The sequence below is a fragment of the Pedobacter sp. Leaf41 genome (assembly GCF_001422545.1).
In the GTDB taxonomy this organism is placed as follows: domain Bacteria; phylum Bacteroidota; class Bacteroidia; order Sphingobacteriales; family Sphingobacteriaceae; genus Pedobacter.
Map to the genome: position 1 here is coordinate 519,623 of NZ_LMLE01000008.1, position 25,528 is coordinate 545,150.

General features: G+C 36.7%; 21 protein-coding genes. 10 read left to right on the forward strand and 11 right to left on the reverse strand.

Translation table 11 applies throughout. The annotated features are described in order from the left end of the window. The first annotated feature begins 239 nt into the window (after window positions 1–239). The 10 genes from ASE92_RS14680 (at window position 240) to ASE92_RS14725 (ending at window position 11,228) form a co-directional block, all read left to right on the forward strand. Window positions 240–644: a PleD family two-component system response regulator gene (locus tag ASE92_RS14680; RefSeq protein WP_056850852.1), complete on the forward strand. Its 405-nt coding sequence runs from the start codon at window positions 240–242 to the stop codon at window positions 642–644. Continuing rightward, complete coding sequence (locus ASE92_RS14685) at window positions 644–1,717, forward strand: sugar transferase (protein WP_056850853.1); 1,074 nt, start codon at window positions 644–646, stop codon at window positions 1,715–1,717. Before ASE92_RS14680 ends, ASE92_RS14685 begins: the two co-directional genes overlap by 1 nt. Before the next feature lie 23 nt (window positions 1,718–1,740). Then, entirely contained in the window at window positions 1,741–2,421 is a 681-nt protein-coding gene (locus tag ASE92_RS14690) for a TolC family protein (protein WP_056850854.1), read from the forward strand. A gap of 10 nt (window positions 2,422–2,431) precedes the next feature. Next, on the forward strand, window positions 2,432–4,570 hold the full coding sequence (locus ASE92_RS14695; RefSeq protein WP_056850855.1) for a DEAD/DEAH box helicase family protein: 2,139 nt from the start codon (window positions 2,432–2,434) through the stop codon (window positions 4,568–4,570). Window positions 4,571–4,592: 22 nt separating this feature from the next. Then, complete coding sequence (locus ASE92_RS14700) at window positions 4,593–5,855, forward strand: O-antigen ligase family protein (RefSeq protein WP_056850856.1); 1,263 nt, start codon at window positions 4,593–4,595, stop codon at window positions 5,853–5,855. A gap of 103 nt (window positions 5,856–5,958) precedes the next feature. Then, window positions 5,959–7,143, forward strand: a complete 1,185-nt coding sequence (locus ASE92_RS14705) for a glycosyltransferase (protein ID WP_056850857.1) — start codon at window positions 5,959–5,961, stop codon at window positions 7,141–7,143. Beyond that, window positions 7,143–8,333 (forward strand): glycosyltransferase, encoded by a 1,191-nt coding sequence (locus ASE92_RS14710; RefSeq protein ID WP_056850858.1) that lies wholly within the window; start codon window positions 7,143–7,145, stop codon window positions 8,331–8,333. Before ASE92_RS14705 ends, ASE92_RS14710 begins: the two co-directional genes overlap by 1 nt. Further along, window positions 8,330–9,193 (forward strand): beta-1,6-N-acetylglucosaminyltransferase, encoded by an 864-nt coding sequence (locus tag ASE92_RS14715; protein WP_056850859.1) that lies wholly within the window; start codon window positions 8,330–8,332, stop codon window positions 9,191–9,193. The genes ASE92_RS14710 and ASE92_RS14715 overlap by 4 nt, the downstream gene beginning before the upstream one ends. A 36-nt stretch (window positions 9,194–9,229) precedes the next feature. Beyond that, on the forward strand, window positions 9,230–10,327 hold the full coding sequence (locus ASE92_RS14720) for an acyltransferase (protein ID WP_056850860.1): 1,098 nt from the start codon (window positions 9,230–9,232) through the stop codon (window positions 10,325–10,327). Between the two features lie 70 nt (window positions 10,328–10,397). Continuing rightward, entirely contained in the window at window positions 10,398–11,228 is an 831-nt protein-coding gene (locus tag ASE92_RS14725; RefSeq protein ID WP_056850861.1) for a glycosyltransferase family A protein, read from the forward strand. A 150-nt stretch (window positions 11,229–11,378) separates the two neighbouring features. Here the strand turns inward: ASE92_RS14725 and ASE92_RS14730 are convergent, their stop codons facing one another. The 11 genes from ASE92_RS14730 to ASE92_RS14780 all read right to left on the reverse strand — a co-directional run bounded on the left by ASE92_RS14730 (window position 11,379) and on the right by ASE92_RS14780 (window position 25,526). Continuing rightward, window positions 11,379–12,158: a glycosyltransferase gene (locus ASE92_RS14730; RefSeq protein WP_056850862.1), complete on the reverse strand. Its 780-nt coding sequence runs from the start codon at window positions 12,156–12,158 to the stop codon at window positions 11,379–11,381. A 21-nt stretch (window positions 12,159–12,179) separates the two neighbouring features. Then, complete coding sequence (locus tag ASE92_RS14735; protein ID WP_056850863.1) at window positions 12,180–13,040, reverse strand: glycosyltransferase; 861 nt, start codon at window positions 13,038–13,040, stop codon at window positions 12,180–12,182. A 24-nt stretch (window positions 13,041–13,064) separates the two neighbouring features. Then, window positions 13,065–14,504 carry an MOP flippase family protein gene (locus tag ASE92_RS14740; RefSeq protein WP_056850864.1) on the reverse strand — a complete coding sequence of 480 codons (1,440 nt, stop codon included), beginning with the start codon at window positions 14,502–14,504 and terminating at the stop codon, window positions 13,065–13,067. An 8-nt stretch (window positions 14,505–14,512) separates the two neighbouring features. Further along, on the reverse strand, window positions 14,513–15,313 hold the full coding sequence (locus ASE92_RS14745) for a glycosyltransferase (RefSeq protein ID WP_056850865.1): 801 nt from the start codon (window positions 15,311–15,313) through the stop codon (window positions 14,513–14,515). Between the two features lie 18 nt (window positions 15,314–15,331). Further along, complete coding sequence (locus tag ASE92_RS14750) at window positions 15,332–16,150, reverse strand: glycosyltransferase (protein ID WP_056850866.1); 819 nt, start codon at window positions 16,148–16,150, stop codon at window positions 15,332–15,334. A gap of 6 nt (window positions 16,151–16,156) precedes the next feature. Further along, window positions 16,157–17,278 carry an acyltransferase gene (locus ASE92_RS14755; protein ID WP_056850867.1) on the reverse strand — a complete coding sequence of 374 codons (1,122 nt, stop codon included), beginning with the start codon at window positions 17,276–17,278 and terminating at the stop codon, window positions 16,157–16,159. Between the two features lie 31 nt (window positions 17,279–17,309). After that, window positions 17,310–18,329 carry a UDP-glucuronic acid decarboxylase family protein gene (locus ASE92_RS14760; RefSeq protein WP_056850868.1) on the reverse strand — a complete coding sequence of 340 codons (1,020 nt, stop codon included), beginning with the start codon at window positions 18,327–18,329 and terminating at the stop codon, window positions 17,310–17,312. After that, on the reverse strand, window positions 18,329–19,687 hold the full coding sequence (locus ASE92_RS14765) for a UDP-glucose/GDP-mannose dehydrogenase family protein (protein WP_056850869.1): 1,359 nt from the start codon (window positions 19,685–19,687) through the stop codon (window positions 18,329–18,331). Before ASE92_RS14765 ends, ASE92_RS14760 begins: the two co-directional genes overlap by 1 nt. Before the next feature lie 224 nt (window positions 19,688–19,911). Next, window positions 19,912–20,760 (reverse strand): cupin-like domain-containing protein, encoded by an 849-nt coding sequence (locus ASE92_RS14770; protein ID WP_056850870.1) that lies wholly within the window; start codon window positions 20,758–20,760, stop codon window positions 19,912–19,914. Window positions 20,761–20,773: 13 nt separating this feature from the next. After that, window positions 20,774–21,478, reverse strand: coding sequence for a 4'-phosphopantetheinyl transferase superfamily protein (locus ASE92_RS14775; RefSeq protein WP_056850871.1), 705 nt, complete (start codon window positions 21,476–21,478; stop codon window positions 20,774–20,776). Beyond that, window positions 21,471–25,526 (reverse strand): non-ribosomal peptide synthetase, encoded by a 4,056-nt coding sequence (locus ASE92_RS14780; RefSeq protein ID WP_056850872.1) that lies wholly within the window; start codon window positions 25,524–25,526, stop codon window positions 21,471–21,473. The genes ASE92_RS14775 and ASE92_RS14780 overlap by 8 nt, the downstream gene beginning before the upstream one ends. Window positions 25,527–25,528 lie beyond the last annotated feature (2 nt).

Consider the following 25,528-nt stretch of genomic DNA (forward strand, 5'->3'; position numbering starts at 1 on the left):
CCTGGCCTTCTAAACTATTCCTGATTTCTGCCCTGCATTTTTCTCTCTGTACATCTATAGAGGTATTTAAAGTGCTCATTATTAGGTATTTTAAATTAATTCTGCATTTCATTTTCAAATATTAGCCCTATCGGGCTATTGTCCAAAATCACGCTAAACCTCACCTTTACAGTGGTTGAAAATTACTATACGGTTGCTAATCTATAAACCAGTTAATTATATTTTTAAGCATTCATTTTATGAAAAAACTATTATTAAAAAGTTTAAGGAAAAGTATAAGCAAGAAACACATACTTATTGTGGATGGTGGCTTAAATCTAGGCAAATTATTTCACTTCATTTTGGCCTCAGAATATCATTTAACTATTAAAACGAATGGCATTGAAGCTTTAAGTTGGCTTGAAGAGGGCAATGATCCAGACTTGGTGATATCTAGTTTGAGAATGCCTTATTTTGATGGAAGTTTGTTTATACAGATTTTAAAGCTAAGCGGTTTATACAGAAACACACCGGTTATGCTTTTATCGGGGGAAGAAAATTTGGAAGAGAAAGTAAAGGGTATGACTTTTAAAGTAGATAGTTATATGGAAAAGCCTTTTAATCCTACTAAATTAAAAAGCCAAATTAGCTCTCTAATTGCCTAATGTCTCATACAACAGTCGAACCACAACCTACAAATGTAAAGGTGGTTTATTATGGTAAATTGTTGGCTCAAAAGGTAGCCGATCACATTGGAGATCATTTCAAAAACCTTGATTTCATCGTTGATTTTGATAATTATATTCAGGCGCAAACTTTTTTAAGCTTGCCCGATATGATTATGATTGAGGTAGATGGAAATGACAAATGTTTCGAACAGGTATCGCTTATCCGCAATCATCCCGTATTAAAAAGGTTGATTATTGTATTGATTGGTACCGTTGAAAGTAGCATTTATCGGAGAAAATCGCTGATGCTCAAGGTAAACGATTACTATATCTTTCCTTTTCCCAAGCAAGATTTTATTTACCGGATAGATTTTCTATTGAAATTTAAGTCTATCAAGCCGAATATCATGGAGCTTGGAGCTGTAATGGAAGATAAATATCAGATGCCCTTATCTAAGCGCATTTTTGATATCGTTGTCTCCGGAACTGCTCTTTTCTTTTTAGCTCCATTTTTCCTTCTTATTGCCATAATTGTAAAGCTAGAATCTAAAGGCCCAGTCGTTTATAAAAGCAAAAGAGTGGGTGCGGGCTATCGCATTTTTGATTTTTATAAGTTTAGATCCATGCGAAGCGATGCCGATAAAATGATCGATCAGCTTTCTGGTCTTAATCAATATGCCAACGAAGGCGGAAAGAATGGAAAATCAGCCTTCGTGAAATTTTCTAATGATCCGCGAATTACCAGGGTAGGGAAATTTTTAAGAAAAACGAGTGTTGATGAGTTGCCGCAGCTTATTAATGTTTTACTAGGCGATATGTCTTTGGTAGGAAACAGACCTTTACCACTTTACGAAGCCGAACAGCTCACAACCAACAAATGGTCTACCCGCTTTAATGGACCTGCCGGATTAACTGGCTTATGGCAAATTAGCCGCCGAGGAAAGAAAGATATGTCGGAAAGTGAGCGAAAGGAATTGGATAATTACTATGCCAATAACTATTCTATTCTATTAGATTTTAAAATTATTCTTAAAACATTACCCGCACTGATCCAAAAGGAAGATGTGTAATACTATTAATTGAAAATTAACAAATGAAAAATTTATTAAAAATTACGGTGCTATTCGTTACGCTTTTTTGCTCACAGGTTCATGCCCAAGAATCTATTCTTAGCGACATAAAACCTGCAGATATTGATACTTACATTGCTTTGGCTAAGCAAAATTATGGCAAGCGCAAAATTCAGTATGCGATGACTGAAAGTGTCAAAACAAGTATAGGTTTAGCAAATGTTTCCTATCTTGATATTTTCAACGCCTCATATTTTTACCGGCCAGAGCGAAAAGTCGCGATCGATCCAGTAAACCCCTATAACGTAAATGGTTTTCAATTAGGTCTCAATATTAATCTTGGAGCTTTAATGCAAAAACCGTTTATTGTTAAGAAAGCAAAAGCTGATTACAAAGTTGCGAAGTTGCAGGAATTGGATTTTGATAATCAGTTAGCCATTGAAGTTAAAAAAAGATATTACGACTATATCGAACAAAAGGCACAACTTAAAATCGCTACACAGAACTCAGTAGATAGTAAAGGTGTAGCGGAAAGCTTGCGTAGAAAATTTGAAACCAGCGCAGTTACTTTAGATGTTTACAACCAATCTAGAATGGACCAGGCAAATGCTCAAACACAAAAGATTACTGCAGAAACTAACTTTTTAAAAGTAAGAGATCTGTTGGAGGAAATTATTGGACAAAAACTTCCTGAAGGAAAATAAAAATTAAGTAATGAATTTTAAATTATTTTTAAGACAGGCACTCAGATTTAAATGGTTGATTATTTTACTTCCAATATCAGTAGTATTAATTACCTTTTTCTTTGTAAGGCGCCTGCCTCAACAGTATATATCGGAAGCGCGGATTTCCACAGGATTGCTGGATCCCTCAAAGAAAGTGATTAGTAATGAAACAGTAGATTTCTTTGCGGTAAATCAACAATTTGCCAATATCGTTGAGAAATTTACAATGAAGAAGATTATCAATATCCTTTCATATAATTTGATTTTACATGATTTGGATAATCCAAAACAAGCTTTTAAACCCTTACCAGAATCATTCGAATCTTATACAGCTGCAGATAAGAACGAGATTATGGGAAAATTTCGAAAGAAATTAAATGATAAAGCTATATTAACCTTAAATGATAATAAAGGTAAATACAAACTTTATCAAATCGCCGCCGAAATGGGTTATTCTGAAGATGCCTTGGTTGCAGACTTAGAAGTAAACCATGCCGGAACAAGTGATTTAATTACGGTTAGTTTTGCTTCAGAAAACCCATCGCTTTCTGCCTATGTGGTGAATACGCTTTCCACAGAATTTATTAGTAATTATACAACCGATGTTTCACTTAATCAGAATTCTTCTGCTAAGATACTCGATTCGTTATTGCTGGTAAAAAGGAAAATGATGGATGCTAAAAACGAGCAGCTTTCCAACTTCAAAAGGACTAAGGGGGTTCTTAACCTAAGTGAACAGTCGGCAACAGTTTACGGTCAAATTTCTCAATATGAATCTCAGCGAGCAGAGGCTATGAGAGTAATCCAATCGAACGCCGGTGCTATTGCCACCATCGAAAGTAAGTTAAGAGGTAGTGATGGGTTTATCAATGGGAGTAGTAGGACAGATAATCGAGAAATTATAAATGTTAAACGCCAGCTCCAATTAGCCAATAATGCCTTTATTGATGGTGGTTTTAAAGCCAGTGATCAACGTAAAATTGATTCATTAAATCGGATATTATCGACACGAAGTGCCACAAATATAGATGAAAATGTTCTTGACCCCAGGTCTTCCAAACAAAATCTGGTTCAACAAAAGCTTGCATTGGAAATTGCACTTCAGCAAGCGAGAAGCAGCATTCGATCTATCGACGGTGAATTGAGCGTGCTGAGAGGTAGATACAGTAGCATGGTGCCATTTGATGCTGATATTCAGAATTATGAGCGTGATGCAGAACTCGCCACAAAAGATTATATGACTGCATTAGATCGTTTTAATCAGAATAAAACGGATCAGCGTTTTGGCCTTAACCTTGAAATTGAACAATTGGGCTTGCCTGGAAATCCAAAACCTTCTAAAAATGTACTCTATCTTGCCGGATCCGGCGTAGGCAGTTTAGGACTTTGTTTAGGATTTATTTTTCTGCTTGTTATTGTAGATTCATCAATTAAAGATGCTAAGCAATTGCAAATTGTAACCAAATCTTCAGTTATTGGTAACGTTAACTCACTCGAGGTTAAAGAAAAAAACTTTCGCGATATCTGGAATGATAAAAGCAACAATAAAAAGTTTACTGTCTATAAAGAGCAAATACGTTCGCTTAGGTTTGAAATCTTTAACCGAATGGAAGCCGAAAATCAAAAGATTTTGGGGATCACCAGCTTAGCTTCAGGTGCCGGTAAAACTTTTATTAGTTATAGCCTTGCTTATGCTTTTGCTTTAACTGGCAAAAAGGTTTTACTTATTGCCGATGATCTCCCTACGCATGTCAGCGAAGAAAAAGGTTTGGTAGCCAGCCAAAGTTTTCAAACATTTTTGGTGAAGAAAAGCTTTCATACAGAGGATTTGATCACCATTATGAATAAAAGCCATGAGCGCAACTCGTTGTTAGAAATACAGAACCTGATGAATTTGAAAAACGGCTTTGACATTCTAAAGAAAGAATTTGATTACATCATTATTGATATAAACGCTCTTAGTGATGTTAACATTTCTAAAGAATGGCTTTTATTTACCGAGAAAAGCCTGGCCGTTTTTGAATATGGTAAAACAATTAAGGAAGATGAGAATAGCTTAATTGGATATATTAGAGAACAACCTGGTTTTGTTGGTTGGATATTAAATAAGGTGACTAACGAAAAGTAGTTCGTATACAAAATCCAAATTCATGCAGCGGTTTCTACTTTTTTTTCTTATAGCTTATTGTTTCTTATTCTTTATTATTGCAAGAGAGGTTGGTGGATTGCCAGTTGGGCTTTTCATCGATACCTTATTTCTAATTATCTTAATAGGAGCAATTTTATTGTCGAGTAAAGACGACTGGAAGAATTTGAATTTAGATATCTTTTATCTTCTTCTGATTTGGCTGGGGGTCAGTCTGTTGGAAGGCTTTAATCCTGGTTCTAGTGTAGACGGCTGGATAAATGAAATAAGAAGTACAGCCATTTACCCATTCCTCGCAGTCATGTTGGGTTTAATGAGTTTCAAAAGTAATAGAGATCTTGATGTTTTTCTTATTGTGGTTGTTGGACTTTCTACACTGGCTACCTTAAATGGTTTGAAACAACTTTACATAGGGCTTACTCCTGGTGAACAGGCTTTTTTAAGAGATAACGCGGGCACACACCTGTTGTGGGGCAGGTTGAGGGTTTTTTCTTTTTATAGTGATGCAGGGCAGTTTGGCGCATCGCAGGCCCATATCGGCCTAATGGCGTTAATCATCTCATTAGCTCCAATGAAAACCTGGAAGCGTATATCTTTTGCTTGTTTGGGGATACTTAACATTTATGGAATGTTAATCTCAGGAACGCGAGGTGCATTGTTTGCCATCATAATTGGAGGCTTGGTTGCAATTATTTTAAGTAAAAACTTTAAAGCCCTTGTAGTTGGCGGAATTTTAGCTGTAGGGGTATTAGGGATATTAAAATTTACTCATATTGGCGACAGCAATTATCAAATTTACCGCTTGCGATCGGCTTTAAATCCCGAAGATGCCTCATTAAATGCCCGGCTGATCAATCAGCAAAACTTAAAAACCTATATGGCTGATTTACCATTTGGTGGTGGGCCAGGTGTAACCGGTTATTATGGAGGTGTTTATAATGCTGATAAGTACTTGTCAACTGTTCCGCCAGACAGTTATTTTGTGAAAATATGGATGATGTATGGTGTCGTTGGTTTAACCATCTGGTTCTGTATTATGATGTATATCATCGGCAGCTGTTGTGGCATCGCCTGGAACATTCAAAACAAGACGCTAAAAACGAAACTTATTGCTTTAACGGCAGGAGCCGCAGGGATATTGTTCTGTAGTTATGGCAACGAGGTCATCAATCTAATGCCTACATCAATCGTTGTTTATCTATCATGGGTTTTCGTTCATAAAGGGAAAAAATTGGATCAATCAGAAATTAGTACGCTTTTAACTTAATAAATATGCCATTTGAAATTTTCATATTACCTGGTATTTTATGTTTTGCTTACGCATTTTATAAGGCTTACCACAGTAGCAATGCAGGAAAGGAAGAAGAATTATGATGAATACGATCTGGATTTTGATTCAGTTTTTTATAGGTTATAACCTTGTATTGCCGATTGTACTACATGTTTTGTATCAACTTTTTTCCCGAGGGCATGGCATTTCCCATAATGTAAAAGAATACGATTATGCTATTATTGTTACTGCTTATGAGCAAACAGAATTATTACCAGCGGTAGTAAACTCCCTGCTTAGACTTACTTATAGCAATTACACCATTTATATTGTAGCCGATAAATGCGATATCTCAAATCTAAAATTTGCTGATGAGCGTGTGGTCTTACTTAGGCCAGCAGAAACCTTGGCTAGCAATACCCGATCTCATCTTTATGCTATCGACCATTTTAAACGTCAGCATGAAATTGTTACGATCATTGATAGTGATAATCTCGTTGATCCAGAATACCTCAATCAGTTAAATATCTATTTCGATCAGGGCTACGAGGCTGTTCAAGGGGTTAGAAGAGCAAAATCCTTCGAAACTAATATTGCTGCTATGGATGCTGCCCGGGATTTATATTACCATTATTTTGACGGCGAAGTTCTTTTTGGTTTAGGATCATCGGCAACATTGGCTGGATCTGGAATGGCCTTTACAACCGAATTATATCTGGCCTGCTTTAGGACGCATGATATGGAAGGTGCGGGTTTTGATAAAGTGTTGCAAGCCAAAATTGTTTTAAATAATAAACGTATTGCATTCGCTAAAAATGCCATTGTTTATGATGAAAAAACCGCTGATACCAGTCAGTTGGTTAACCAACGATCGCGGTGGATTAATACCTGGTTTAAGTATTTAAAATTTGGCTTTAGCATATTGGGCAAGGGTATATTAAAAGGCAATTGGAATCAGGTTTTATTTGGCATTATTTTACTTCGTCCGCCACTATTCCTTTTTATTTTACTTTCGCTATGCTGCTTTTTGGTAAACCTATTATTGGGCAGCATAACTTCGGTGATATGGTTTCTGGCCTTTGTCGCTTTTGTATTAAGCTTTTATACTGCGTTGCAACATGGAAAAGCTGATAGGAAAATTTATTCCGCGTTGCGAAATATTCCCACCTTTATGTACTTTCAGGTTCTTTCCTTGTTAAAGATAAGAAATGCCAATAAACGCTCAGTAGCAACCAAACATGTAGTAAGTCCAGTTGTTAATCACCATCCCAACCAAAATATATAATGAAAAACCGAAACATTATTATAGTTGGGCAACAGGCCTGGGATACAGAAATCGGGAGCAATTGCAAAAATATCGCGTTGGAATTTTCGAAGCAGAACAGGGTGCTTTACATCAATCCTGCTTTGGATAGAATTTCGAAATGGCGAGGCCGGAATGATCCAAAGGTGATCAAGAGAATGGAAGTCATCAATGGTAACCAATCAGGCATTGAAGAAATCTCCTCAAACCTGATCACGCTGTACCCTAGTTGCTTGCTCGAATCTATAAACTGGTTGCCGCATGCACTTTTCAATCGAATTAATAAGCTAAACAACAAACGTTTTTTCCATGCGATAAAACCAGTGATTGCTGCATTAAATTTTACTAATCCAGTTTTATTTAACGATGGTGATATGTTTAGAAGTTTTCACTTGATCGACCTTCTTAAGCCTGATTTTTCTATTTACTACTCGAGGGATAATATGTTGGCTACTTCATATTATGGAAAACATGGCACGCTAATAGAACCTCAGCTGATCACTAAAAATAATCTATGTGTAGCCAATTCGGAATATTTAAGAGATTATTGTGCGAAATATAATTTCAATTCTCACTATGTTGGACAGGGATGTGATTTCGATTTGTTCGACGATTATCTTCAAAAGCAGGGTCACCAAACTAAAATAAGCAATAAAAAGCCAGTTATCGGATATGTGGGGGTACTTACGGCTGCCCGATTAAATATTCAATTGATTGAACATATTGCCAGAAGCCGCCCAGAATGGACTATCGAATTGGTTGGCCCAGAAGACGACGCTTTCAAAACGAGCAAACTACATGATTTAGAGAATGTGAAGTTTTGGGGTGCTCAACCCATTTCTGATTTACCTAAGTTTATCGATGGATTTGATGTATGCTTCAATCCGCAGGTGTTAAATGATCTTACGATAGGAAATTATCCTCGGAAAATCGATGAATATCTGGTGATGGGAAAACCCACTATTGCCACCAAAACGAAGTCAATGGAGGCTTTTAAGGATCATGTTTTTCTAGCAAATAATTTACAAGAATACTTGACAGGAATATCAGAATTAATGAAGAATAATAGTGCGTCCTATACTACTGAAAGGGTGAACTTCGCAAGGTCACATAGTTGGGAAAGGTCAGTTTCAGAGATTTACAAGGCCTGTAATAAGACACAACTGCTATGAAGATTGCAAATATTATAATGGCATATAAAGATCCTGAACAGATCGAAAAAATGATCACAGCGATGCGCCATCCTGATATGTATTTTTTTATTCATCTGGATAAAAAAATTGCGCCTGAGCCCTTTGAATATTTAGCGAAAATGGATCGGGTAAGCTTCATTGGTAATCGAGTATTGTGTAACTGGGGTGGTTTTTCTTTTGTAAAGGCCGTAATTCGTTCACTGGAAGAAGTTTTAAAATCAGGCGGCGACTTTGATTATTACAACCTGATGAGCGGTCAGGACTATCCTATCAAATCTGTTCAACAAATTGTATCATTTCTAGAAGAAAATAAGGGTAAAAGTTTTATTTCTTATGATGAGGATCATCAAACAGATTGGTGGAGTCATGCCGTTTCCCGTTATCAAAATTACCATTTTACCGATTTAACTTTTAAGGGACGTTACGTTTTTCAGCGAATGCTGAATGCCATCATGCCCAAACGAAAATTTCCTTTACCGATTAAATTATATGGGAGTTCTGTTTCCAGCTGGTGGACGCTTCATGCCCCATGTGCCAGATATTTGGTGGATTTCACCAATCGGGAACAAAAATTAAACTCGTTTATGAATTATACCTGGGGTGCAGATGAATTCTTTTATGCTACGATTTTAATGAATTCGCCTTATAAAGATTCAATTGTGAACGATAACTTGAGATTAATTACCTGGGAAGATGGATCGGCAAATCCTGTCATTTTACGTCAGAAAGATATGGAGCTCATTCAAAAATCCGATAAATTGTTTGCCCGTAAATTTGACACTCATGTAGATGCCAAAATTTTGCAGGAGTTGGAGTTACTTATTGAAACTACAAATTAACCCTTATCTCATTTATAAGCAGCATTATCTATAAATATGAATATTACCAAGGAACAAACAAAACACAGATTTCAGGTACTGGATATATTCAGAGGTATATTTGCGTCGTTGATTGTTTTTTTTCATATGAGCGGATTTACGGATACAACTATTTTAAACAATGATTTTATTCGCAATAGTGATATTTTCGTAGATTTCTTTTTTGTGCTCAGCGGCTTTGTAATTTGTTATGCCTATCAAAATATCGAAACTGCAACGGACGTTTCATCCTTTATTAAAAAAAGATTACAACGCATTTATCCACTTCACTTTGCAATATTAATAGCTTTTTTACTGGCCGAATTGATTAAATCAACGTTAGCCTCTTATATCCACATTAATAACTCACTTCAAAATACACCACTCACTTTTGTTACTAATCTATTTTTGATTAATTCAATTGCTATTCCCGGGGTGAAAAGTTTCAGTTGGAATTCTGTTAGCTGGTCTATTAGCGCAGAGCTTATAGCTTACATTGTATTCGCAATCATTTGCTTTCTGTTAACTGCTTATAAGCTGTCTGGAATAAAAGGCTTAGTTTATACAATTGTTGCTGTTGCCAGCTTCTTATTAATGTATGTGTTAACTGGCAATTTCGATCTGGTCCATACTTTTGATTTCGGATTTCTGAGGAGCTTAGTGGGCTTTTTTACCGGTACTGTTTGTTTTTACACCTTTAAGTATTGGCATAAACCTATTAAAGAAATAAGTGATGAGGTCTTCACAATTATGGAAATTGTTATTATCATCGTTTTGGTCATTGCCATTACCTTCGGTCGTGATTTTACCTCTTTTGGATTGCTTTATGAATTACTTTTTTTTATTTCAATATTAATTTTCGCATTTGAAAAAGGTGTCGTATCAAAATATTTGTCGACTATAAATGTTTTAAAAAACGTTGGGAAGTATTCCTATTCCATTTATATGGTTCATACTTTGATTATAAGCTTGTTTAATGTGATTTTTATTCGATTGTTGAAATTCCCAATCTCGAGCTATGCATATTTATTTATCATCAATTATATTGTGATTTATTATGTATCCCGGTGGTGTTACTACAACATAGAATTAAGATTTCAACATAAAAAAGTTTAGGCATCGGCATGATCATTTTTAACAAATTTTATTCTAGATAGATATTAATTAGAATAACAAAACTAGCTATATGAATATACCAAAATTATCTGTTATTGTCCCATGTTATAATCAGGGAGATTATCTGCTCGAACTTATAGCTTGCTTTCCTGGCTATCACCAGCAAGGGATTTATGAAATAATAATTGTAGACGACGGTTCTTCAGACGAACGTACCTTAGTAGTTTTTGCTCAACTAGAGAAAGAGGGCTATCATATTATACACCAAACAAACAGTGGGGTGTGCGTTACGAGAAATGTAGCAATAACTGCTGCCAAAGGAAAATATATTTTGCCTGTAGATGCTGATGATAAAGTTTCCGTACAGTTTGTCTATGACGCAATTGATATTCTTGATACCAAACCAGAATATGCTGTTGTTTATGCCAATGGGGAATATTTTGGTTCGAAAAGTGGCCCTTGGAACGTGGGTAAATTTAACCTACAACAGCTGATGTTATGGAATTATTTACACTCAGGATCAGCATTTAGAAAGATTGCCTGGGAAAATGTAAATGGATATGACCCGAAAGCCAATGGGCTGGAAGACTGGGATTTCTGGCTTTCGATCGCCTTTAATGGAGGTAAATTTTATTATCTGGATAAGAGCTTATTTGATTATCGCGTACTCCCAAATTCTGCAATTCGTAGTGTAACTTCAGAAAAATTCAGAAAGCTGTTGGACTATCTTGAAGAAAAGCACAATTCTTTTCTAGGGGTAGAGCATCTAAGTGATCATTTTGCTCAAAAATTTAAAGGAAATAAGAAGCTTTGGCTAAAAATGTTGTTAAAAGTCTATTTCCCGAAATACTTAGAAAAATTAGTAAAGACCAAGAAAATAGATACAGTCTATTTTACTTAATTACCATTATAACTATCGCACAATCGTCACCTGGAGCTTATATACCGGCGTAACTTAATCTGTTTTAGGATGTGATTTGTAACTTATAAATCTCTCTCTAGAAATACTGAATTTCGAAATATCTGCTAAATAAAAAGGGTTTAATAAAAATTAAACCCTTTTTAATGGCTTCTGGGCCCGGATATCATAGTTGTATTTAACCTGGCGATAAAAATACCTCACCATTTTAATGATTGGCCCATTCTCTTGTTTCCAGCTTTGTCGGCTCATGGTACTTGGCTCTTCTTCCGAATTTTTTTGCAAGAACAAATTGCTAAAATCATTATAGAATAAACCCTGCCCTTTGTTTTGCAAAAAGGAGATACACATTTTGTATTCCGTTAAATCACCTTTTATCCCTTCAGGATAGCGGCCAAATTTTTGAAAAAAGATTGATCTTCTAAGATGCGGGTGATCGGTATAAAAATAGATTTTCGTAAAATCCACACCGAATGGGGGCAGGTACATTTCGGAGTAGTTGTTGTTGAAAGGCTTTAGATAAGGATAAGCATAGTAGGCATAAAACTTTACTATGTCGAGGTTCCGATTCACATCCATGAGTTTTAGTGCTTCACTAAACTTCTCTGCAAATGTATCGGCAGGTTCGAAATCTTCCTGAACATATAAGGTATAAGCTTTGGTAACTGCATCCTGACCCTTGTTAATATTGTGGCCCAAGCCACGGTTTACAGGCGTGGTAATCAATTTAAAGCCAAATTCTTTTTGCAATAATTTTAGGTTATCCAGGTGTTCCACTTTGCTCCCATCATCAGAAACTACAGTTTCTCCAAAGCTGCAGTTCAGTTTTTTATAGGAGTGGAGTAGGTTTGATAAGGATTCGCTTCGGTTATAATGCGTAATTAGAAGGCTTACCTGTGGAAAGATATACATGTTCGATGCTTAAAATATTAATTACTCGCCAGCCACATTTTTAGTATCGTGTGGTTTGTGCGTGGTGAAAAAGGATGCCATTTTTTTTGATTCAATCACTACTCTAGACCATAAAGCTTTTGAAAAGCTTCCATCTCGTTGCAAGGTTCTTGGTCCGGTCCATGCCCTGGCTTTATCAGCTTTTACCTGCTTTATTTTGCCATATTTCATCAAATCAAAGCACATCTTTCCATCATCCCCTCTAAACATAGTCATGATATGCCCGATTTTAAGTCCATATTCCTTTACATAGGCCATACTAATCCCATAAGCATTCAGGTATGGTCTTTTGATGTGCCTAATTTCAGAAATGAAATCTTTTAACCGTTCCAGCATAAATAATTTCCACCTCGGATAACCTTTTTCTGGTATAAAAGAATAGCGGCCATACACACATGAAACGCCTGGTTTAGCTAACTCGGCCATCATTTCATCTACCCAACAAGGAGGATAAATGCAATCGGCATCTGCAAGGAAAATATATTTTCCTTTCGATTTTTCCAAACCCATTTGCCTTGCAGGTCCCCAGCCCTGTATAGGTTGAAAGTGATTAACAACGTTTAATTTATCTAAAGTGGTTTGTGTACCATCGGTAGAGTTATTGTTAATTACAATAATTTCTATCGAGTAATCAGATTTTAAGTTTGATAAACTTGCTACGTTTTTAAGGATATTAATTTCTTCGTTCCATGCGCCAATTACAATGCTTACTTCAGGTTCGCCTTTTGTAAGTTTGACTAATTTAGCATTGATCTCATCAAAAATATGTTGTGGAACATCCTGTATACGTTCGTAATCAAACTTGTAAGGTGCTATCCAGCTCGGTGTTGTTGTAATGTACATCGTGTAATTTTTTAAGTTATCAGTTTAGCTGATCGCTGTTTTCAAATTTTTGAGATCTTGAAATGAAAATTTATATTTTAATGTGAAGGCTAAATAAATCAAACCCCCCAGTGCAATTTGGATTATCATGTGCAGCACTCCGGTATTGCCCACCAGATATTTGTAGGCTAAAATTCCCGCAGCCATTACAACGCTAAAAAATATTGGCTTAGCGGTGTTCTTAATCAAATCATCCATAAAGCTACCTGCAATTATTTTAATAATATAAAAATTAGCGAGCATAGCAAAAAAGCTTGATGCCAAGATGCCATAGGCAATTCCATTTACGCCGTAGTGCGTTCCTAAAATGTAAACTAAGGGGAATTTGATAATTAGCGTAAATAAGTTAAGGTAAAATAATAATTTAGGCTTCCCTGTTGAATACACCAAAGTAGATAAGGGATAGACCATGCTTGTGAATAGCCCCATAAAAACAAATATGTGTACCAGCGGCACTGTTGGTTCCCAGCCAGCACCATAAATATATGGAATTACATTTCCGGCGAGCATGAATAAACCAAAAAGTAGTGGAGAAATACAGTACATCATTAAATCTAACACCTTTAAATAAGCCGATTTAAGCTGAGGAATATTGTCTTTAAATTTGGCCATAATCGGGTAAGCAATCTGCACAATAATGGGGCATATCCTGGCTACCGGATAAATGGCTATCTGAGCGGCGATGGTGTAATAACCAAGTTGTTGAACGCCTAGTAAACCACCGATAATTATGGTGTCCAGGTTGGTGTTGACGAAACTTAACAAGCTATCGCCAATATTATACACTCCAAAAATCAGGTGATCTTTAATTTCTTTTAACTTGAAATAGAAAATGGGCGAAAATAATTTTCTGCCCAGAAAATTTAAAATTACCATCTTCAAAAATTGCGTAGATAGTAAGCCTATCACCAATGCTTTTGCCTGAAAATTTTGATAGGCCAGTATAATGGCTACTGTTGTGCCCACAGTTGAACAGATGATATCGGTAACAGCAATCCATTTAAACTTAAGTTCTTTCTCCAGCAGGATATTATAAATCTGTCCGAAAAAAACAATTGGAAAATAAAACGCAGATATCCGTAAAATACCTACCAATTGCTGCTCTTTATAGTAAAGCATTAGTAATGGAGCTCCGAAATAGATAACCAAAAGCAATATGAAGCCGGTAATGATGTTGAAAAAATACATTGTTGACAGGTTTTTCACATCGCTTTCTTGCTTATGGATAATGGAATTGGCAAAACCAAAATGCGCAAAAATACTCAGGAAATTAATTACCAGTGTGCTGATGCTTACTAATCCAAATTCTGAAGGATGCAATAATCTCGCCAATATCGCGACCTGAACAAATTGTAAAACCGCACCAAATACCGTTGAGATTGATGTCCATTTAGCGCCATTAATTGCTTTATTTTTATTGCTCATTGGTTGTACTATGCGTTAATAACGTAGCTGAAGGTTTCTTTAATCAACCTGAATTGCAGGTACGTCCAATATATGGGTTTAAAACTTTTTAATTTCATTGTTAGCGAACCTTTATTACGCTGATAAGCAGGCTCCTCTTCCGTATTTTCATGCTCAAAAAGAGTTTGGTTTTCTTCAAAGAAAAGCGCCTTTCCATTGTTTTTCAAAAAGTTACGGCACATGGTTTGTTCAGTTACATCACCCTTAACATTTTCCATGTAGGGCCCAAATTTCTCTGTAAAATCTTTGCGTTTAAGGTGCGGGTGATCGCTATAAACAAAAAACTTTAAATGAGAATTATATAGTGGAGAAATTCTGAACAAAAGTTCATTGAAGCCATCTTTAAATTTCCTTTGATAAGGGAATTGTGCCCATGGAAATGCATAGAATCGAACCAAATCCCATTGAGGATCAGTGTGGAGCAACTGGTGACCTTTTTCCAAAGCTGCTGCCAAAGCCTTACCCGGAACGAAATCTTCTTGAATATAAAGCAAATAATCAGACGTTGCATGGTTATGTAATGCGTTTAAGCTGGCACCCAAACCCTTATTTTTAGGGGTGGTTAACAATGTAAAATTAAAACGCTTTTGTAAACTTTTTAAGCGGGTTAAATGCTTATCAATACTGCAATCATCAGATACAATAATCTCAAAGAACTTAATTTGTAAGTCTTCCAACCTTTGTAAAAGAATACTCAATGATTCACTTCTGTTGTAATGGGTAATGAGCAGTGAGGTGGTATTTAAATGAAGAATCGGTTTCTTATCCATGAAATCGTTATTATGCTTCTAATGAAGATTGCTGATTATTTTCTTGGTGCGCCACAGCTTCATGTTTAGTTTAAAAAACTTAAAAGCCATGTAATTGGCTTTTATAAAACGCATTACAATGTTTTTTCGCTGGCTCCACGATTTTCTGAATGATGCGGTACTTGGTTCATCAGCTGGATTGAATTGTTCCAAAAGATCATAATGATCATTATAAAACAATGCATTACCCTCATTCTGGATCACTGACAAACTCATTTGTAATTCTGTTTCGTCACTATTAACCGTTTCATTATACCGTCCGAACTTTTCAAAAAAAGACGATTTGCGCAAATGTGGATGATCGCTGTAGAAATAAAACTTGAGGTTGTTTCCTTTTAGAAGCGATTTTGGAAAATACTTTTCAGAAAAACCATCGCCGAAAGGTTTTAAATATGGAAAAGTGAAATAAGCATAAAACGAAACGATATCCCATTTTCTGTCTTTATCCATTATGTTAACAGCACTTTGTAATTTTATAGGGAAAAGTGGTTTAGGAATAAAATCCTCTTGGATATACAAAGTATATTTCGACTTTACCAAATCCTGTCCTTTATTGATATTATTACCCAGACCCCCATTTTTTTCGGTTTCTGCCAAAGTAAAAGGATAGTATTGCTGTAAATTTTTTAGATTATTTAAGTGCTTTTCATTACTGCAATCATCAGATACTATAATTTCATCAAAGCTGATATCCAGCTTATTTATATGAGTGAGTAAACGCTCTAAAGACTCCGATCTATTGAAATGCGTAATCAATAGCGTAACATTATGGAAATGATATTTCTGTCCTGTTTTCATCTAATATTATTTCTTGAAAAGGAAGTTTTTTAATTTGTTCGTATTTCTTTCGAACATATACCACATCATGGTTGCGTATATCAGTGTAACAATGGTGTAAAGGAAGAAATAAAACATGTTTGAGGTATTCCAGGCTTGGCCTTGAAAATTTGTAATTGAAGTGATGAAAAATACAAAAGGGAGATGAGACAGGTACAGCGTGAATGAAATATCAGAAAGATAAGTTGATACCCATTTCCCCGTCTTGTTTTTAATGTTAATATTAATTAGGAAAGGAATCAGCAAAGCAAAAACTATCCCTACAGAAAAATTATTAAACATCAACGGCAAAATTTTTGAACGGGTGCAGACAACTACCAGTATAAAAATAATTGCCAGGCTATAACGTAAATAGGAGTTTTGTAAAAGCTTTTTGTTTGCTTTGATACTGATATAATAGCTGATACCACCAAATAACCAGATGGTGAATGATAAAGCAATTTCAAAACCTACAAAACACATTATGGCGACAGCAGTGGCAATCAGCGTAATTTTTAATGGCAGCTTCTTGCTACTTGTAAACCCAAAATATAACAGCGGGAATATTGCATAATACCAGAATTCATTACATAAGCTCCAGAGAGGGCCATTTGTACCAAAAGTAGGGGCAAGAATAGTTTGGAGAAAAAATATATTTCCTACAAAAACAGTTGCGGAAAGTTTATAAGCAAGATCAGGTAAAGGAAAACTGGGGTAATCACCTTGGTATACTAATGAGTTTCCGTAGTAAAATAATCCAACTTTATCTAATACAAAGCCAATAATTAAAGCAGGAAGCAATACAGTCCAAAGCCTTGAAAGCCTGTTAACCGCATAACTTTTCACAGTAAATTTATCCTTCTCCGCTGATTGTACTATACTTTTAATAATTAAAAAGCCGCTGAGCACAAAAAATATCATCACAGCTATGTGCCCAAATCCAGTGATAAAGAAAATAAACTTACCCAAAATATTGAGTTGGTCAACTGGTGTATCCTCGATGCAGAGTACCCGCAAGTGCCCTGTAAATACAGCTAATGCTGAAACGCCACGAATGAGGTCGAGCCATAGATAAGGGGCGGGTTTACTTTGACTGATAACGGTGTCCATTTAATTTTTCTGAAGGCCTTTTTCTAAGCGGTTACTTATTATAACTTGCAAAATCCTTATGTTCAATTTTCGCCAGAGATTCTTGAGAAAGCGATTGGAAATACGCATAAGTGAGTTTAAGGCCTTCGGCACGGTTTACTTTTGGTTCCCAGCCTAAAATTGATTGGGCCTTTTCGATATTCGGCCTACGTTGCTTAGGATCATCTTGTGGCAGATTATGGTAAACAATTTTTTGCGTTGTTCCTGTTAATTTGATAATCTCTTCACAAAATTGCTTGATGGTGATTTCATCAGGGTTTCCAATGTTCATCGGCTGACTGTAATCGCTATGCAACAATCTATAAATACCTTCTACTAAATCATCTACATAACAAAAAGAACGCGTTTGGCTTCCATCTCCGAAGATCGTTAAATCTTCTCCACGTAATGCCTGGCCAATAAACGCGGGTAATACCCTACCATCATTCAGGCGCATACGAGGCCCGTAAGTGTTAAATATTCTCACAATTCGGGTTTCAACACCGTGAAAGGTATGATAGGCCATGGTAATGGCTTCTTGAAAACGCTTGGCTTCATCATAAACACCACGAGGCCCAACAGGATTTACATTACCCCAATATTCTTCAGGTTGAGGATTCACATTTGGATCGCCGTATACCTCAGATGTTGAGGCGATAAGCATTCTGGCGTTTTTCGCTCTTGCTAAACCTAACAGATTATGGGTGCCTAAAGAACCTACTTTTAAAGTCTGGATAGGAATCTTGAGATAATCAATCGGACTTGCAGGCGAAGCAAAGTGTAATATATAATCCAGATCGCCAGGGATATGCACAAATTTTGAAACATCATGGTGGTAAAACTCAAAATTTTCCCGTGAGAATAGATGTTCAATGTTTGCAAGGTCGCCGGTGATTAGGTTATCCATTCCGATAACCTGATAACCTTCAGCAATAAAACGATCGCATAAATGCGAACCTAAAAAGCCAGCTGCACCCGTAATTAGAATTCTTTTTGCCTTTGGAATATTGGATTTGCTCAGTTCGTTTTCCATTATACCAATTCGTTGATTTGTGCTTGAAACTGATCTTTATTGTCTGACTTGGTAACTAATTGTCTACCAATGCTATTATAATAATAACCAAGGTCGATCATTTTTTCAAGGTCGAATAAATTTCTGCCATCGAAAATTACTCTTTCTTTCATTAGCGAAGCTATTTTATCGAAGTCTGGGTTTCTAAATAACGACCATTCTGTCGCAATAAGCAAGCTATCGGCATCACGTAATGCTTCATATTGATCTTGTGCATACACAATCCGATCACCAAAAATAGCTTTAACATTTTCCATACTTTCCGGATCGAACACACTTACTGTAGCCCCTTTTTTCAAAAGTGCTTCTATGATGTATAGCGCTGGTGCTTCACGGATATCATCTGTTTCTGGTTTGAAGGCCAGGCCCCATAATGCGAAATGTTTACCCGAAATATCATCGTGATAGTATTTTAGCATTTTGTTTACCATAACAGTTTTTTGGCGCTCGTTTACGTTCATTACCGATTTTAAAATTTCAAAATCATAAACATATTCATCAGCAGCTTTTACCAAGGCCTGAACATCCTTTGGGAAACAAGAGCCCCCGTAACCAATGCCTGGAAACAAAAATCTTTTTCCTATTCTTTCATCAGAGCCTATACCTTTACGTACCGAGTCAACATCAGCACCCACAAGTTCGCAAAGGTTTGCAATCTCATTCATAAAAGTAATTTTTGTCGCCAAAAATGAGTTGGCTGCATATTTTGTTAATTCTGATGATTTCTCATCCATAAACAAAATTGGATTTCCCTGACGAACGTATGGCGCATACAATTCCGTCATTATTTTTTTTGCCCTTTCGCTTCTCGTTCCTAATACGACGCGATCTGGTTTCATAAAATCTTCAACCGCAACACCTTCCCTCAAAAATTCTGGGTTTGAAACAACGTCTACTTCGATGTTGGTGTGCTGTTCAAATATCGCTTTCACCTTGTCGGCAGTGCCAACAGGTACGGTCGATTTATTTACAATCACTTTATATGAGGTAATTAATTTTGCAACATCTGCAGCTGCCCCTAAGATATAGGAAAGGTCTGCCGCCCCATCGCCGCCCGGAGGCGTAGGCAAGGCCATGAAAATAATTTGAGCGCTTTCAATAGCACTGGCCAAATCCGTAGTAAAAGTTAGGCGTTGTTGTGAGATATTGCGATTAAACAACAATTCCAAGCCAGGTTCGTAAATAGGCAATTGCCCATTTTGCATTTTTTCTATCTTGGCAACATTGATGTCAACACATGTTACATGATTGCCTGTTTCAGCTAAGCATGTGCCCGTTACCAAGCCTACATAACCCGTTCCAATTACTGCTATTTTCATAATGATTTTGTGAGATTTTAAGATCTAGTTATTCAGTTTTTTGATCATTGCGAAGGTAGTGGTTAAGCCATGGCAACCCAATAGCCCTTTAATACCATAATTTATAATCAACATCTTTTTACAAATCGAAAACCTTTACAATCCATTGCAAATTAGAGGGTTATATTTCATTTTAGGTTCGCTTACGGAGCAATATGGTGCTCCATAAACAGCCTTTCTTTCGGTTATCTCCCTGCAAATTCTCTAATTTTACATATTGAGCCTGCAATTATCGCAAAACCGTAATTGGCAACCGCCTTTACAAGGCTCTGGCTTTTTTTAATGTGAAACATATCTTTTCGCCAGGCGTGGTAATTGGTATTATTTAGTTGATCGTAGATTACGGAGATATTTTGACCAAGAGCCACTGTTGTATGCCACATGCCGTTCGGTACAAAAATGGTTTCGCCCGGTTCAAGCGTCACTTCGATGGCTTGGGCAGATTTAAACTTTGGATGTTTTTCTAAATCTGGCTTTAAGATGTTAACGGGCGAAAGAAAGTTTGCATAACCTTTTTTACCTGCATATAAATACTCATCCTGATCGCCAGGGAAAAGAATAAATTTCTTTTGACCATATAATTGGGTGATCCACGCATTTGTGTGGTAGAAATCTTTATGTAAAGAATATTGATTGCCCTGGCCACCAAAAAATAAATTCACGTTTTTTCCAAATTTCCCATAAGGAAATAGCTTGGAATCAAACCAATTTGGGGTTGCATAATTCATGTGTATGGGTTTAATCATCGCCATAAATTCGGGCAAATCGTATGGGATTTCAAAGCTGATGGGATAGGGCGCTGGGTTTGCCGGCGTACTGTTTTTAGTAAGCTCAAGAATTTGGTTGATGCTGTATTTTTTATCCTCGAAATCCATTACATAATTTCCAAATTGGCTGCTGAAAAATTCAGGCCCGAATTGATGGCTGGGCCATACTTTTGAGGCGTTTCTCAATACCACAGGTTTTCCCTTTGTCAAGTACTGATTGATAAATTCCTCGTAAGAGATTTGATCTCTTTTATCTATTTGTAACATGAATGAATATGTTTTAGGAGTAATTCCAATAAAAAACGGGTGATGATTTCGTTCTTACCAAAGAGACGATATACTCATGATCTGTTTTTAGTGTTGATGAATGAAAATTTTGATTGGCTCGAATGATCGAAACAGGTAAACAATCGAGTGCTTTTAGGTTATTTAACAAACCCTCACCAGTCGCTTTTAATATAGCTTCTTTACGCGTCCATAGTACATAAAAAGCTTCTCTCTTATTTAACGAACTGCGTATTAAGTGCTCTTCTTGTTTATGGAAACATTCGGGAATGAGTGGATCAAAGTCAAAATTTTCTTTGATAAGTTCCACGTCGATGCCAACGGGTTTCATACTTAGCGCAATGACGATGCAATCGCCGCTATGACTGATGTTAAATTCTATACCCTGGATGAACGGCTTTTTGTTTGAGCCTTCGCTAAAAAGTAAATTACTGGCCGACCTACCCGTGCCCAGGGATATAATTCTTCGCAGGGCATAACGCGTACACAAATAGCGTTCGCGATCAGACTGCATCAAAAAACGTTTAGATTTGATGATTTCATCACTGGAGAGGATTTGATCTGTTGTAGCCTTTATGGAATTGAAATATTGGCTAACCTTGATTTTAAATACGTGATCGGAATGTAAATCAAGAGGCAGATTATGGTCAAAATCAGTCCAGGTTACTTCGCATTCAAAAGGCAGTTCAACACTAATCATTCGCATTGCTGTTGAGCTGATTTTGCAGGATCTTGGCAAACTCAATATGATGTGGCGCTGAAATAAAAGTTTTATGATCGCCTGGTATTTCGCACACCTCTATGCCGTTATTTGCAAATCGGTTCCAACCGAGATGCTTCAAGTCATCTAAAAAATAAAGCCTTTCAGATACCCTAAACAAGGTGATCTTCAAATTCGCTGGCTTTAGCAGATAATTTTGCAAGGCTTCATCGTATTTGATATAGATTGCCTTTTCCCGATCTGAAAATAATGCCCAATCCAAATCTAATTCCCCTTCACTATTTTTAAACAGCCTTTTTTTAGTAATATCAAGTTGATATTTTATCGTATTGATTGGTGTTTTGGTAAAAGATGACGCAATAAATGGGATTTTTTTAAATTGTCGTCTTAAGAAATACCCCAAATTATTCTGGCTTTCATCTTTTGAAACATTTCTGCCGGTATCAGTATCCACTACACCTAGCAAGTGGATTTTCTTCCCCAATACTTTGAGTTGTTTTGCCATTTCGAAGGCAATAAAACCACCCAATGAGTAGCCCACAATATTGTAAGGCCCGTTTGGATTGCTTTGCAGTAGTTCTTCAATATAACGTGCCGCTATCCCTTCGATGCTATCTGGAACGTATTCATCCTGATCTAAACCTATGGCTTGAACACCATAGATAGGCTGATCCTTATCAAGCGTGGCGATAATGGATTTAAACAGCAACACATTTAATCCACTGCCGTGAATCAAATAAACCGGATTTTTATCACCACCGGTTCGGATGGGAATAATGGTTTGCGATTTTTTGTCATCTACCTTATGGGTAAGCTGTTGGGCCAATGTTTCAATGGTTGCATATTTTAGCAATGTTGTAAGGGGCAAACGAAAGCCTATCTTTTTTTCTAAAGCAAGCATCATGCTTACGGCTATCAGCGAGTTGCCTCCAAGTTCAAAGAAGTCATCTGTAACATTAATTTCTTCTATGGCTAAACAGGCTGACCATATCTCTTTTAATACTTTTTCATTAGGTGAAAGCTCAACATTTCTTTTGGCAGGCGTTACGGTGGTTCTTGTTATTGGCTTAGGAAGTAATGCCCGATCAACCTTTCCATTTGGGGTAATTGGAAATGCCTCCAATACCACAATATAATTGGGTAACATGTAAGCGGGCAAGCGTTTAGCAAGATCTTCTTTTAAGCCCTGCAAATAACTTTTTCTCACGCTCATCTGATTTCTTTCACCCTGCTGTTGCGGGTTTAATTCCAATATGCCTGGGCTATTTCGAAATTCTTCTGTGAGCACCAGGTATGCCACCAAAACGGGGCTCTTACTTACATCATCTCTTTGTAATACATGTGCTTGATTAATTTCTTCCCTAATCAATAACTGATTTTCGATTTCACCAGGTTCTATTCTGTGCCCCCTAACTTTTATTTGGTGATCTATCCTCCCAAGGCATTGAATTTCTCCATTGGGTAGCATTTTACCTAAGTCACCTGTTTTATATAAAATTATATTGGAATGTGGATCTGCGGAAACAAATTTATCATCGGTGAGCTTTCTATGGTTTACATAGCCTAAACTCACGCCTTCGCCTCCAATACATATTTCGCCAATTTCTCCTGTCTGTACCGGATGAAGGGATTGATCCATTATCTGCACTAGGGTATTGTGCAATGGTTTTCCAATGGTAATCCATTCATCTGTTGGTAAAATTTCCTTTCCAATGGAATAGATAGTGGTTTCGGTAGGGCCATACATGTTCCACAATCTGGCACCAGTGTTTAATATTGCTTTGGCCAGATGTATATCCAATTGCTCGCCCCCAACTATTACTTTCATTTGATTGGTGTTTAAGCCTGCATTCAAAATCATGGATAGTGTAGAAGGTGTGCCTTGAAGCACAGTAATATCCGCGAGGGAAATTAAATCGTTTATTAATCGTCCATCTTTTGCGGTAGTTGAGCTAGCAATAATGACTTCAGCACCACAAATTAACGGTAAGAAAAGTTCAAGGGCTGCAATATCGAATGAAATGGTGGTTATGGCCAACAACCGGTCGCTGTAGGTTAAACCTGGCATTTCCTTAGTACTTAATAGCAGATTGGCCAAATTTCTGTGGCTAATTTTTACCCCTTTAGGAAAACCAGTAGACCCCGAAGTGTATAATACATAAGCTATATCTGAAAGTTCAGGCTCAATATTTTGCCATTTGTTACTATTTAAATCAATGGATGTAAAGGCTTCATTGATTGAGATGTTTTTGATTTCAGGAAGTATCGGAGCAGTTAAATTTGAAAGCATGCTCGAAGCACCGGAATCCTTTAACATATGGATGATTCGCTCTGTAGGTAAATCGGGATCAATAGGTAAGTATGCGGCTCCGGTTTTTAAAATGGCTATCATAGCCACCAGCATTCTTGATGATCTCTCTGTCGCAATTGCTATGGTTTGACCTTTCCCAATCCCTTGATTATGAAGGTAAAAGGCGATCGCATCTGCATGCTGAAGCAATGTTTGATAATTTAGTTGCTCACCATTATAACATAGTGCATTACGGCTGGAATATTTGCTTGCACATTCGTTAAAAAGATTAACAAAACTTTTCGTATTGATGAAGGTATCTCCTTTGATGATGGCCTTCGTGGCACCTGCATTTACGGCATTGGCAATTTTAACAGCCGGGTTTTCCAGATAAATGTCGATCAGGCGTTTAAAATCGCTGATCATTTCGTTTATAGTTGTCGACTTAAAAAGCTGGGTATTATAGTTCCATTCTAAAGTTAGCCCATCAGGACTATCTGTTGCATTTACAAAAAGCTCAAAAGTTTCGCTTTTTCTTACGTTTGAAATAATCTGATGGTCGACACCACTGAAAGATACATCGCTATCCATGCCCATGTCGATATTAAATACAATGGGCACCAATGGTACTCTGGATATGTCTCTTTTCGGATTTAGTTTGTTGAGCAGCTGACCAAAGCTGTATTGCTGATGATCATAAACATCCATCAAATGACTGCGTTTTGCCTTCAAATAATCTGTTAAGGACAAATCTGCATCGATGGTACTTCTAATAGGTAAAATATTTACGCAATGCCCAATCAGATTATAAGAGGCAGTTACGGCCTGCTCGGCAGATGGTAAGCCAATTACCAATTCGTTTTGACGTGTTTTTTTAAATATCAACACTTCAAAAATTGATAACATGGTGGTTACGAGGCTACATCCAATCTTCGCTCCGCTTTTTCGCAAGTCTTCAACTGTACTTTTGGGCAGTAACTGGTCTATGCGCTTTGATTGATAAGTACGCAGGTCTGCCCGGGGAAAGTCTGTAGGGAGATTGATTTGGGGAACAGCCTGTGCAAATTCTTTTAACCAAAAATTTTCAGTAACGCTAAATTCTGCACTATTAAGATAGTTATTTTGTGCGATTGCAAACTGACTGATTTGAAAAGCTTCGGGAAGAGATATCGAATTTCCCCGAAAATGCGAATTATAAAGTTTGCTTAATTCTTCTAAAATAATGCCCAACGACCAGCCATCGCAGATAATATGATGGAAAATTAGCGTAATCAGAACATGCTCATCCTCCACTTGGTGAATAAAAACGCGAAATAGAGGTGCCTCATGCAAATCAAAAGCTAAACTCATTTGAGTATCTAAAAACTCATCTATATGTAGTTTTTTAAGCTCGTGGGATAGGTGGTGAAGATTTTCAACTTCAATCTGATAAGGAATTGCGTCGTAAATAATCAACTTTTCGCCATTTCCACTAATATGGCTCCGAAGGGCTTCATGGCGTTGAACTAATTGTTGAAAAGCTTTTCTAAAATTATCGATGTCAAAGTGCCCTTTGATCGCTATTGAAACCGATTCATTGTAAGCTATATTGGCCTCATTGCCGCCCATTAAACAAGAAAGATAGATTTCTTGTTGCGCTTTATTGATCGACACCAGTTTCTCAATACGCCGATCTTGCTCAAACGGATTAAAATCAACTGAAATTAAATCGGCTTCTAAATCTAAAGTGTTACTCATCG